This window comes from Catenulispora sp. GAS73 (assembly GCF_041262085.1).
Classification (GTDB): domain Bacteria; phylum Actinomycetota; class Actinomycetes; order Streptomycetales; family Catenulisporaceae; genus Catenulispora.
This window is the reverse complement of the sequence record NZ_JBGCCM010000012.1, coordinates 227277-239438: the sequence shown is the minus strand read 5'-3', so window position 1 is coordinate 239438 and position 12162 is coordinate 227277. Positions and strand designations below refer to the sequence as shown.

At 72.2% G+C, this 12162-nt stretch carries 10 protein-coding genes; 6 read left to right on the top strand and 4 right to left on the bottom strand.

Annotated elements, in window-relative coordinates:
- Window positions 1–30 precede the first annotated feature (30 nt).
- From ABH935_RS20225 to ABH935_RS20215, 3 genes are all read left to right on the top strand, one after another.
- A complete protein-coding gene (locus ABH935_RS20225) occupies window positions 31–1239 on the top strand; it encodes a cation:proton antiporter (RefSeq protein WP_370379462.1) in 1209 nt (402 codons plus the stop codon).
- A gap of 203 nt (window positions 1240–1442) precedes the next feature.
- A complete protein-coding gene (locus tag ABH935_RS20220; RefSeq protein WP_370379461.1) occupies window positions 1443–4028 on the top strand; it encodes an ABC transporter permease in 2586 nt (861 codons plus the stop codon).
- A gap of 1113 nt (window positions 4029–5141) precedes the next feature.
- Complete coding sequence (locus ABH935_RS20215) at window positions 5142–5768, top strand: uridine kinase (protein ID WP_370379460.1); 627 nt, start codon at window positions 5142–5144, stop codon at window positions 5766–5768.
- 5 nt (window positions 5769–5773) lie between these two features.
- On the opposite strand, the gene ABH935_RS20210 is transcribed toward ABH935_RS20215, so the two are convergent.
- Complete coding sequence (locus ABH935_RS20210) at window positions 5774–6187, bottom strand: SHOCT domain-containing protein (protein ID WP_370379459.1); 414 nt, start codon at window positions 6185–6187, stop codon at window positions 5774–5776.
- A 77-nt stretch (window positions 6188–6264) separates the two neighbouring features.
- Window positions 6265–7431, bottom strand: coding sequence for a M48 family metallopeptidase (locus ABH935_RS20205; protein WP_370379458.1), 1167 nt, complete (start codon window positions 7429–7431; stop codon window positions 6265–6267).
- Between the two features lie 35 nt (window positions 7432–7466).
- Between ABH935_RS20205 and ABH935_RS20200 the strand changes: the two genes are divergently transcribed.
- The 3 genes from ABH935_RS20200 (at window position 7467) to ABH935_RS20190 (ending at window position 10396) form a co-directional block, all read left to right on the top strand.
- Window positions 7467–8402, top strand: coding sequence for an ADP-ribosylglycohydrolase family protein (locus tag ABH935_RS20200; RefSeq protein ID WP_370379457.1), 936 nt, complete (start codon window positions 7467–7469; stop codon window positions 8400–8402).
- Between the two features lie 209 nt (window positions 8403–8611).
- Entirely contained in the window at window positions 8612–9793 is a 1182-nt protein-coding gene (locus ABH935_RS20195) for an alpha/beta hydrolase family protein (protein WP_370379456.1), read from the top strand.
- A 57-nt stretch (window positions 9794–9850) separates the two neighbouring features.
- Entirely contained in the window at window positions 9851–10396 is a 546-nt protein-coding gene (locus ABH935_RS20190) for a DUF1707 domain-containing protein (RefSeq protein ID WP_370379455.1), read from the top strand.
- 6 nt (window positions 10397–10402) lie between these two features.
- On the opposite strand, the gene ABH935_RS20185 is transcribed toward ABH935_RS20190, so the two are convergent.
- Together ABH935_RS20185 and ABH935_RS20180 are read right to left on the bottom strand one after the other, a co-directional pair.
- Window positions 10403–11026: an NTP transferase domain-containing protein gene (locus tag ABH935_RS20185; RefSeq protein ID WP_370379454.1), complete on the bottom strand. Its 624-nt coding sequence runs from the start codon at window positions 11024–11026 to the stop codon at window positions 10403–10405.
- Window positions 11023–12162, bottom strand: a complete 1140-nt coding sequence (locus ABH935_RS20180) for an XdhC family protein (protein WP_370379453.1) — start codon at window positions 12160–12162, stop codon at window positions 11023–11025. Before ABH935_RS20180 ends, ABH935_RS20185 begins: the two co-directional genes overlap by 4 nt.

The following is a 12162-nucleotide window of genomic DNA, read 5'->3' as shown; positions in this document are numbered from 1 at the left end:
GCCGCACCGCAGGGCCCGGACAATCCCTGTGTGACGACGCACTCTCTGGGGACCCTGGTCCTGGTCGCGGTCATCGCGGTCCTGTCGCCGCCGCTGGCCGATCTGGCCGGCCGCAGGGCGCCGGTGCCGCTGGTGGTCTTCGAGATCGTGCTCGGCATCCTGGTCGGCCCGGACGTGCTGGGCTGGGCCCACGACGACGACTACGTGCACGCGCTGTCACAGTTCGGCCTGGCGATGCTGTTCTTCATGGCCGGCTACGAGATCGACTTCGCGCGGCTGCGCGGCGGGCCGCTGAACCGCGCGCTGGCCGGCTGGGCGGTGTCGGTGGCGCTCGGCGTCGGGCTCGGCGTGCTGGTGGCGCCGACGGCGAAGAGCGGGGTGATCGTCGGCATCGCGTTGAGCACCACCGCGCTCGGCACGATCCTGCCGGTGCTGCGCGACGCCGGCGAGGTCGGCACGCCGCTGGGGAACGTGGTGATGGCGGTCGGCGCGGTCGGGGAGTTCGCGCCGATCATCGCCATGACGCTGTTCCTGGACGGTCGCAAGCCCGGCGAGGCGATGGTCTATCTGACGGCGTTCGTGCTGATCGCAGGGGTCGGGATCGTAGTGGCGGTGCGCGGCGAGCACGCGGCCGTGAACCGGCTGGCCGACCTGACCATGGAGACCTCCGGGCAGTTCGCGGTCCGGCTGGTCATCGCGCTGCTGTTGCTGATGATCGGTGCGACTGTGGCGCTCGGGGTGGACATGCTGCTCGGCGCGTTCGCGGCGGGTGTGATCATGCGGATCCTGTTCCACAGCGGCGACGCGGAGCGGGCCGAGCGGGTCACGGCGAAGCTGGAGGCGGTCGGGTTCGGGTTCCTGATCCCGGTGTTCTTCATCGAGACCGGGATCGGCTACGACCTCAAGGCGCTGACCTCGAACTGGGCCACGCTCGGGCTGGTGCCGCTGTTCCTGGGGCTGTTCCTGGTCACGCGCGGTGTGCCGAGCTTCCTGAGCGCGCCGGACGGGGTGAGTGCGCGGGGGCGGCGCGCGATCGCGCTGTACGCGGCCACCGGCCTGCCGCTGATCGTGGCTATCACCGCGATCGGCGTGGACCGGGGGACGTTGAAGGCCTCGACCGCGGCGGCGATGGTCGGGGCGGGGATGCTGTCGGTGCTGCTCTATCCGTTCCTGGCGCTGAAGGTGAGCGGGGACACACGGACTGCGCAGGGGCGGGAGGAGGCGGCCGAGAGCTGGTGAGGGGCGCGGTGCGGCGGCAGTGCGGCGGTACGACGACGCTATGGCGGTGGTACGACTGCCGTATGGCTGCGGTATCTACGCCTGTGGGCGGATGGCGGGCATTTGAGAACCCGTCCTTAGACCGATGCCGACCCGGCGCCCGGCACGCCAGGATAGTTACGATGATCCGGACCTGGAGAAGTCAACCGACCTAGGAGGTGCGCATGCCGAAGGTAGTGCTGGCCGGGCTGCGCGCCGACGCGGTGCGCCTGGCCCTGACGTGCCTGTCGATCGTGCTGGGCATCGCGTTCGTGACCGGGACGTTCCTGCTCTCGGGGTCCATCAACCAGGCCTTCAACTACGGGTACGCGCGCGCCGCGCAGAACGTGGACGTGGCGGTGCAGCAGACCGGTTCGGCCGTGTACGCCAACACCACGGCGCCGCCGACGCCGCCGTCGCTGCTCACGCCATCGGTGGTGGACCGGATCCAGGCCCAGGTCGGCTCGGACGCGGTGGTCAGCGGGCAGGTCAAGGGCCCGGCCCCGCTGCTGGACGCGAACGGCCAGGCGATGCGCACCGACGGCCTGACCGGCAACGCCGTCGCGTTCCCGGCCGATTCGGCGCTGTATCCGGGCAACATCATCGCGGGTACCGGGCCGAAGGGGCCGGACGACGCGGTCGTCGACAAGGACACCGCCGCCGAGCACAAGCTCCAGATCGGGCAGACGATCCGGGTCGTGGCCCACGACTCGACGGTGCGCAGCTTCCGGCTGGCCGGGATCGCCGAGTACGGCGTGGACAACCGCGCCAACGGCTGGACGCTGGTCGGGCTGCTGCCGCAGGTGGTGCTGCAGGTCACCGGCAAGGCCAGCTACGACGAGATCGACCTGCACGCCCGCGGCGGCGTCTCGCAGCAGCACCTGGCCTCGCAGGTGAGTTCGGCGCTCGGCGGCCGGCCGCAGTTCACGGTGCTGACCGGTACGCAGTACACCAAGGCCGTGCTGGGCCACCGCGCGTCGATCGCCGGGAACGTGCCGCAGATCCTGGAGGTCTTCGGGGCAGTGGCGCTGCTGGTCGCGGCGTTCGTCATCTACAACACGTTCACGATCCTGGTGGCGCAGCGGATCCGGCAGGTGGCGCTGCTGCGCTGCATCGGCGCCGGCAAGGGGCAGGTGTTCGGCGCGACGGTGGCCGAGGCGGCGCTGGTCGGGCTGGTCGGCTCGGCGCTGGGCGTGCTGGCCGGGATCGGCGTGGCGCAGGCGCTGCACGCGGTGGTCGCGGCGGTGAGCTCGACCAAGCTGCCGCCGGGCGGGATCGTGGTGTCCGGCGGGGTGATCGCGCTGGGGATGGTGGTCGGGTTCGTGGTGACCATCGTCTCGGCGGTGCTGCCGGCGCGCGCGGCGACGAACGTCCCGCCGATCGAGGCGCTGCGCACGCAGCAGGAGGTGAAGACCACGTCCGGCCGGATCGGGCGTACCCGGGTGCTGGTGGCGGTGGCGCTCGGGGTGGTCGGGATCGTACTGACGGTGCTCGGGACCGGACAGGGCGACCTGCTCGGCGGCGTGAAGCTGATCGGGGGCGGCGGCGGCCTGGTGTTCGCGGCGCTGATCGTGGCCGGGCCCCTGATCGTGGGGCCGATGATCTGGGCCCTCGGCTGGCTGCCGGGACGCTTCTTCGGCACCCCGACGAAGCTGGCCGGCTCCAACGCCCGCCGCAACCCCGGCCGGGTCGCGGCCACCACCGCCGCGCTGACCATCGGGGTGACCCTGATGTCGCTGTTCACGGTGACGCAGGACTCGGTGACGGTGACGCAGTCGCAGTGGATCGACTCGCACAACCCGTACGACTACTCCGTGGACCCGCCGGGCTCGGGGCAGACGGTGCCGTTCCAGGTCGCCGACCAGCTGCGCGCCAAGCCGCAACTGGGGCACGTCGCAGCCCTGGACGGCACCAAGGCCTCACTGAACGGCACCTCGGTAGACGTCGGCGCGGTGGAGTCCTCGGCGTACGGGACGCTCTTCAAGCCGGTGGTGAAGTCCGGCTCACTGGCCGACTTCGGCCCCGGCACGATCGCCCTGTCGAACGAAATGGCCGCCGCACAGCACGTGAAGGTCGGCGACACGATCACAGTGCAGTCGCCCCAGTCCGGCCCGGTGACCGGCCACGTGGCCGTGATCTACCAGGTCTTCACCGGCCACGGCATCGACTGGTACGACGTCCTGCTGCCACGCGCACAGTTCCTGGAGACCTTCAAGCCGCTCGGCGACACCCAGGTTCGCATCCTGGCAGCGCCGGGCGTCCCGACGGCCGACTCACGCGCGGCGGTGGACTCGGTGGTGTCGCAGTACCCGTTCCTGCACACCGGCAGCCTCGCGGAGAAGAAGAACTCACTGACCGGCAGCGCCGACGCGACACTGCAACTGTTCACCGCGATGCTGGGCCTGGCGGTGGTGATCGCGGTCCTCGGCATCGCCAACACACTGTCGCTATCGGTCGTGGAGCGCACGCGCGAGTCGGCACTGCTACGGGCCCTCGGACTCTCGCGCGGCCAGCTGCGCCGCATGCTGTCGGTGGAGGCGGTACTGATGTCGGCAGTCGGCGCACTGATGGGAGTGGCGCTGGGGGTCGGCATCGCCGGCGCACTGGAGTCGCTGATCGGACGGGTCGAGGGCGGCGCGGTGCTGTCGGTGCCAGTCTTCACGCTGATCGGCTACGTAGCACTGGCGGCGGTCGCGGGACTGGCGGCCTCGGTGCTGCCGGGGCGGCGGGCGGCTTCGGTGTCGATCGTCGCGGCGATTGCGGATTCGTGAGAGCTGGATGCGGGACCCGGCGCGGATGCCAGGCACGGCGGCAGGCAGGATGCGGCTCGGCGGGATGCACGGGCGCAGCGGGCCGGGGCCAGCATCAGCGCGGCGATGCGCGGCTGCGGCGAGTGCGCAGCTGGCAGGCAGCGAGGATGCAGGCCAGCGGGATTCGCGAGTATGGCGCGCCGGACTCGGCAGGCACGCGCCGATGCGCGGCTGCGGCAAGTGCACCGCTGGGCAGGCGGCGAGGACGCGAGCCAGCAGGATGCGCGGGCGCGGCGCGCCGGACCCAGCGGGACCGCGACAGTGCGCGGCTGCGGCAAGTGCACCGCTGGGCAGGCGGCGATGCAGGCCAGCGGAATGCGCGGGCGCGGCGCGCCGGACTCGGCGGGAGCGCTGCGCGGCTGCGGCAAGTGCACCGCTGGGCGGGCGGCAAGGATGCAGGCCGACGGGATGCGCGGGCAAGCTCGATGGGAGCACGGCGGCGCGGAGCACCGGGCTCAGCGGGAGCGCGGCGCGCGCGGCTGCGGCAAATGCGCAGCTGGGCACGGAGATGCAGGCCAGCGGAATGCGCCGGCAAGCTCGATCGGAGCACAGCGGCGCGGAGCACCGGACTCGGCGGGAGCGCGGCGCTGCACGGCTGCGGCGAATGCGCAGCTTGGCACGGAGATGCAGGCCAGCGGAATGCGCCGGCAAGCTCGATCGGAGCACGGCGGCGCCGAGCACCAGACTCGGCGGGAGCGCGGCAGTGCGCGGCTGCGGCAAGTGCGCAGCTGGGCGGCCAGCGAGATTGCGGACCAGCAGGATGCGCGAGCGCGAAAACTCGATGGGAGCACGGCGGGCGGGGCGGCGGCCATGAGCGGGCGCGGAGCACCGGACTCGGCGGGAGCGCGGCAGTGCACGGCTGCGGCAAGTCCACAGCTGTGCGGGCGGCGAGGATGCAGGCCGGCAGGATGCGCGGGCGCGGAGCACCAGGCTCAGCGGGGCGCGGCTGTTCGGGCGCGGCGGGCCGGATTCGGCGCGTGCGTGGCGTGCGAGAGCAGGTGGCGCGTGGGCGTGGCGCGCCTTTTCGCCGAGCGCGGCGGTGCGGGAGTCTGCGGATGAAGCATGTGATGCCTGATGCGAGCTGAGCCCATCTCGCCGGAGCGCCTGGCCGAGCGGATCGCCGACCTGGTGGGTGCGCGTGCGCCGGATCCGTGGGTGCGGCTGGCCGTCGATGGGGCGCCGGGGGCGGGGACGGCCGATGTTGCAGTGGCTGTTGGGGAGGTGCTGGCCGGGGCGGGGCGGCCTGTGCTGCGGGTGTCGGCGGGGGACTTTCTGCGGCCGCGGTCGTTGCGGTTGGAGCACGGGCGGGAGGATCCCGATGCGTTCTATGCCGAGTGGCTGGATCTGAGGGGTCTGCGGCGTGAGGTCTTTGATCCGTTGGGGCCCGGGGGTTCGGGGCGTGTGCTGCCTACGCTGTGGAACGCCGAGCGCGATCGCGCCAGTCGGGCCGAGTACGTTGAGTTGCCGGCGGGTGGGGTGCTGATCGTCGAGGGCACGTTCCTGATGGGCATCGGGTTGCCGTTCGATGTGGAGGTGCACCTGTGGCTCTCCGCTGGGGCGCTGAGGCGGCGGACGCCTGAGGCCATGGCCTGGACGTTGCCCGCCTACAAGCGGTACGAGGCCGAGGCCGATCCATCGCGCGCCGCGTCCCTGACGGCGCGGATGGACGACCCTCGGCATCCCGCTTTGCTGTACTTCTGATCCTGCTAACCCTGTTGTTGTTCCGTCGGCGGATCCGGAAGCGTCGGTGGTGCCGGAGGCGTGGGCGGAGCCGGCGGCCCTGCTTGCGCCGCCATCGGCTGCTCCCCACGCAGCACCCCGAGCCGGGCTCGGTACTCGTGCTCGTCGATCTGCCCGTGGGCGAACCGCTCCGCCAGGATCTGCTCGGCCGGGACCGTCCCCGTCCCGCCCTCGCGCCACGGCGGCGGACCGCCGTGCACCGGCATCGCGCGCTGCGCCGTCACCGGTCCGCGGTGCGTGAAGCTGCGCACCAGCCACACGACCGCCATGATGACCAACGCCCAGAGCGCGACCATGAACAGCACCCAGAGCAACCAACCACCCCAACCGAGGCCCTCATGAACATGGTGTCCGGGACCGTACCAAGGTCCGCGATACATGGGCCTCCACCTCCTTCTGCTATCCGTATACGCACTGTGTCCCACCTCCAAGGTGCGCGCGGATCCTTAGACCGGGCTTAGAGGGGCTTAGGAATAGCCACCCCTGTTTCCGCTGCCCAGCGGCGCGCGTGCGCGATGCGTTCGGGGATCGGCGGGTGCGTGTAGCGCATCAGGACCTCCCAGCGGCGGGGGTCCAGGTCGGCGATGTTCTGGACGGCGAGCGCACGCTCCATGCGCACGATGGTGTCGGGATCGCGGAACAGGTCGAGTGCGTAGCCGTCCGCGCGGCCCTCGACGTGGCGGCTGTATGCCAGTCCCCACGGCTCCCCGACCAGGCCGATCACCACCAGCACCGCACGCAGCAAGGCCTGCGAACGCGGATCGGCCCCGTGGTGCACCCCGGCCGCGTCCAGCAGCGGCGACCAGTGCAGCGCCGCCGCCAGGACCGCGACGCCCAGCGCCGCGCCGACCGCGCCGAAGACCGTCCCGGCCAGGACGTCGCGCCGGGCGGCGTGGCCGAGCTCGTGCGCGGCGATCGCGGCGACCTCGTCGTTCTCCAGGCTGTCGGTGGTGGTGTCCCACACGACCAGCCGGCGGGTCTTGCCGAAGCCGGAGACGTACGCGTTGGCGGCCGTGGTACGCCGGGAACTGTCGCTGACGAGGATCTCCTTGACCTGTACGCCGGACTGCGCGACCAACGCCATCAGCCGATCCCGCAGCGGGCCCTCGGGCAGCGGCTTGAACTTGTTGAACAGCGGCTCGATCAGCACCGGCATGATGAACGACCCGAGGACCGCGAACGCGGCGGCGGCCAGCGCGGCCCAGACCCACCAGGCGCCGCCGCCGTGGCGCATCAGGAGATAGAAGCCGCCGATCGCCGCCGCGGTAAGCACCGCGCCGATCACGAAGCCCTTGGCGGTGTCGGCCGCGAACAGGCCCCAGCCGCGCTTGGACAGGCCCCAGCGCCGGCTGACCGTCTCGCTCCACATGCTCAGCGGGATGCGGAGCACCAGCCCGAGCAGCGACAGCGCGACGCTGCCGAGCAGCGCGGTGGCCACCCATCCGCCACCGCCGAGGTCCCCGGCCGCCCTGACCAGCCCCGCGCCGGCCGGCGTCAGGCCGAGGACCAGCGGGACGGCCAGGCCGAGGACGGTTGAGACGAGGCGCAGAGGACGCACCTCGCGCTTGTAGGCACGCGAGCGCTCGATCTGCTCCGGCGTGAAGTCCTGGACGACGTAATCCACGTGTCCAGTGTGCTCCGCGCCAGTACCTTGAGCGTATGTCCGACGCTCAGCAAACAGGGGATGCCGCAGCCGCCCTCGCCAGCCTGCGGGGCTTGGCGCTCGGCGACGGGTTCGGCGAACGCTGGTTCTTCCACCAGCGGCAGGAGGCGACGGAGATGATCCGTCACCGGACGACCCCCGGGGACAAGCCGTGGAACTGGACCGACGACACGGCCATGGCCCTGGCGCTGGTGCGCGTGCTGACGGAACTCGGGCAGGTCGAGCAGCAGGAGCTGGCGACGTCGTTCGCGGAGATGTACGCCGCCGACCCGTACCGGAAATTCGGGAGCGGGATGCACCAGCTGCTGCCGAAGCTCGGCGAGGATCCGGGGAACTGGGCGACCTACGCGCGGACGCTGTTCAGCGGCGAGGGAAGCCTGGGGAACGGTGCGGCGATGCGCGCGGCGCCGCTGGGAGCATGGTTCCGGCGCGACCCGGAAGCGGCGGTCGCGCAGGCGGTGTTGGCTGCGGAGGTCACGCACGCGCATCCGGAGGGGATCGCGGGTGGGGTGGCGGTCGCTGCGGCGGCGGCTTTGGCGGCCGGGGCTGCTGACGCGCCGGGTTCCGCTCCGGCACCGGAACCGCATGCCTTCCTGATAGCGACTGCGGAACTGACCCCGGCCGGCGTGATCCGCGACGGGCTGCTGCGCGCCGCCGAGCTGCCGCCGGACCTCCCGATACCCGAAGCCGCACGGGTTCTCGGCAGCGGAAAGCGGATCCGGGCCAGCGACACGGTGCCGTTCGCCGTCTGGACCGCGGCGCATCATCTCGACAGCCTGACCGACGCGTTGTGGACCACGGCCGAGGGTTTCGGCGATGTGGACACGACGTGTGCCATCACCGGCGGGATCGTCGCGGCGCGGACCGGGTTGCGCGGAGTGTCGGCGCGCTGGCTGGAGCTGGCCGAGGCGCTGCCGGAGTGGGTCGGGTAGCGCGGCGCAGGATCGGTGCGACGCGGGTCGGCGTTGCGCTGACAAAGCTTGGCGGCGGCACCCTGGGGAACAGCGCGATCAGAACAAGCACCGCCTGTCTACCATCCCCCCGGCGGATGAGGCGTCTCCGCCCCGAGGATGACAGGGTTCGAAGATTACCGTCCGCAGACTGATTCGGGCGGCGGCGCTGCCGATCTAGCGTCGAGGACATGGCATTTCATCGTCGTATCAGCATCACCGCCGTCCTGGCCCTCGCGGCGTCGGTCGCCACGACCGGCGCCGCCGTAGCCGCCACCGCCGCGCCGCTTCCGGCGTCCGCGCGGGCGGGTGTCGTCGCCTCGGCGACGCCGGCCGCGGCCTTCCAGGGCTCGCTGCCCGCTCCGACCGGGCGGTTCGCCGCCGGGGAGGACGTCGTCCATCTCACCGACTGGAGACGGCCCGATCCGTGGGTGCCGTCGGCCGGGCCGCGGCAGCTCACCGTGTCCATGTTCTATCCCGCCGTGGCCGGGACCGGGACTCAGGCGCCTTACATGACGCTCGCCGAGGCGGCCGGCTTCATCCAGTACCGGGTGCCGGCGGGGACCGGCATCACGGCCCAGGAGCTCTCCGACGTCACCACGCACGCCTACGACGGCGCGCGGGCCGTGCACGGCAAGTACCCGCTCATCGTGCTCTCGCCCGGGTTCGAGAACCCGCGCACGACGCTCACCTCGCTGGCGACCGAGCTGGCCAGCCACGGATACGTGGTGGCGCTCGTCGGGCACACCTACGAGGACAGCGGGGAGACGCTGGCGAACGGGCAGACGCCGTCGTGCGCGATCTGCGACGGCAGCAGCCCGACCGCGCCGTCGCCGGATCAGATCACCGCCAGCCGTGCGAAGGACGTGTCGTTCGTCATCGACCAGCTGACGCACGGAAACTGCGCGTGGCGTCTCAGTGAGCTGATCGACAAGCACAGCGTCGGCATGGCCGGGCACTCGATCGGCGGGGCGGCGACCGTGGACACGATGCTCAGCGATCCGCGGGTGCTGGCCGGCGCCAACCTGGACGGCACGTTCTTCCCGGTCCCGGCCGCCGGCCGGATCACCCGTCCGTACCTGATGATGAGCCACGGGCTCCAGGACCCGACCTGGATCCAGACCTACGCGAACCTCGGCGGCTACAAGCGGTGGCTGGACGTGGTCGGCTCCAACCACGCGACCTTCACCGACATCCCGATCCTCGCGCAGGAGGTCGGTCTGCCCGCGCCGTCGCCGATCGACCCGCTGCGCGGCGCGACGATCACCCGGGAGTACGTCACGGCGTTCTTCGACCAGTCGCTGAAGGGAATTCACCAGCCCCTGCTCGACGGCCCCACGCCGGGCAACCCGGACGTGCTGTTCGAGGACTAGGCTCTTCGCAGGCAGGGTGGCGGGGCCGGGCACGGGCCTGATCGGTTGGGGGTTTGCATGAGTGACAAACAGCAGCGCATGCGCGTCTCGGACTCGGAGCGGCAAGCTGTCGTCGAGGTGTTGAAGCAGGCCCTTGATGACGGCCGGCTGAGGATGGACGAGTACGTCGAGCGGATGGAGAAGGCGTACGAGGCCGTCACCATCGGCGATCTGGAGCTGTTGCACGACGACCTGCCGGTCAACCTTCCCGCGCCGACACGCGCGCCGGCAGCTCCGCCACCGGCAGCGGCCCCGCAGCCGGTCTACGTCGTGAACACGCCGCCTGCGGCCCCGCCGCCGACCCCGCACCCCGGCATCCGCGGCGCGTACATCGACCTGCCCGGCGGCTTGAAGGTGTTGTGGACGCTCTGGTTCGCCGCGGTCGCGATCAACACCGTGGTGTGGGTGCTGGTCGGGCTGACGACGGTGTCGTTCCCGTATCCGTGGCCGCTGTGGGTGGCCGGACCGGCCGGCGCGGCGCTGTTCGGGATCTCGGCACCGACTTTGCAGGCGCGGCGAGCTCGCTGGGAGCGGCGGCGGCGACAGCTGCCGCCCAACGGCTGAGGCAGGTTACGGGCTGAGGCGGCGCAGCGCCTCGACGGTGTCGACGTCGTCGGGGCGGCCGGTGTCGGTGCAGTCCACGGCGACGACGTCGGAGCGCGAGGCGAGGAAGTCACGTGCTCCGGCGTCGCCGGTGAGCGTCGGAAGCAGGTCGGCGACGGCTTCGCGGCCGAACAGGACCGGATGTGCACGGCGCCCTTCGTATGTGGCGACGGCGATCGGCGCACCGTCACGCCAGGCCTCGACGAGCCGCTTCACCGCCTCCGCGCCGATCAGCGGCTGGTCGACGAGGGTCACGACGACCGCCTCGGCGTCGCGCGCGGCGGACAGGCCGGCGCGGAGCGAGCTGCCCATGCCGGTCTGCCAGTCGGAGTTGAGGACGAGGATCGCGTGGTGCACGGCGCCGACGTCGAGGGCGCCGACCACGACGAGGACACGGTCGCAGCCGCCGGCGGTGAGCGTGGCCACGGCGCGGTCGACGAGGCGCTCGCCCTGGAAGCGCGCGACGGCCTTGCCGCCGCCGAAGCGGGTGGCGGCGCCGGCAGCGAGGACGATGCCGGTGATGCGTGAAGATTCGTGGCCGCCGGGCAGGCGTCTGCGGGATGCGCCGGTCATCGGTGAGTCGCCGTTCATCTGTGAATCCGCCCCCTCGTCCGCCGCAGCGGCTCCCCACTCCCCCGCCGCCGGGCCGCCACCAGCTCCGCCGCGATCGACACCGCGGTCTCCGCCGGCGTCGAGGCACCGAGGTCCAACCCGATCGGCGCGGCGAGGCGCGCGAGTTCGTGCTCTGTGACACCCGCCTCGCGCAGTCGCCGCTCCCGGTCCTCGCACGTGCGCCGCGAGCCCATCGCGCCGACGTAGAGCGCCGGCGACCGCAGCGCGATCTGAAGCGCCGGCACGTCGAACTTCGGGTCGTGCGTCAGCACGCAGATCGCCGTCCGGGCGTCGATCGAGGTCACGGCCAGGTACTTGTGCGGCCAGGCAACGACGACCTCGTGCGCGTTCGGGAAGCGCTCGTTCGTGGCGAACACCGGGCGCGCGTCGCAGACCGTCACCCAGTAGCCGAGGAAGCGGCCGACGGTCGCCAACGACGCCGCGTAGTCGAGAGCGCCGAGGATGATCATCCGGGGCGGTGCCCCGATCACGTTGAAGAACACTGTCACGGTGTCCGGCTCACCCGATGCCGCGATCTCAGATCCGGCCCCGGCCCCGAGCGCCGCCGGCTCCGGACACCCGTCCAGCCGGTACCGCCGCAGCGCCGACTCCCCTGCGTCCACCAGCGCGTCGGCGTCCCGCGCGACCGCGTCGGCCAGCGCCTCGTAGCCGTTGGCGCGCAGGACGTCGCCGTGGTGCAGCCCCACCAGCTCCGGCGGGCCGGCGGTCACCGTGACCACCGCGGCGCCGGCGCCCCGCTCGACCGCGTGGTGCACGCGGTCCAGGTGCGCGGTGCCGGCCGTGCCCGGCTCGATGAACACCGACAGGGTGCCACCGCAGGTCAGGCCGACCGCGTCGGAGTCCTCCAAGCCGTACGTGTGCAGCCGGGGCCGGCCGTCGGCGAGGACCTCCGCCGCGGCCTCGATCACGGCCGCCTCGACACAGCCCCCTGACACGCTGCCGACCACCTCGCCCGGCACGCCGCCGGTCATCCGCACCGCCATCGCCGCGCCGAGTTCGCGCGGCCCGCCGCCGTCCGCGGCGACCACCGTGGCCAGGACGAACGGCTCCCCGGCGGCACGCCAGGCGAGCAGGGTGGGCAGCAGCTCACGCAC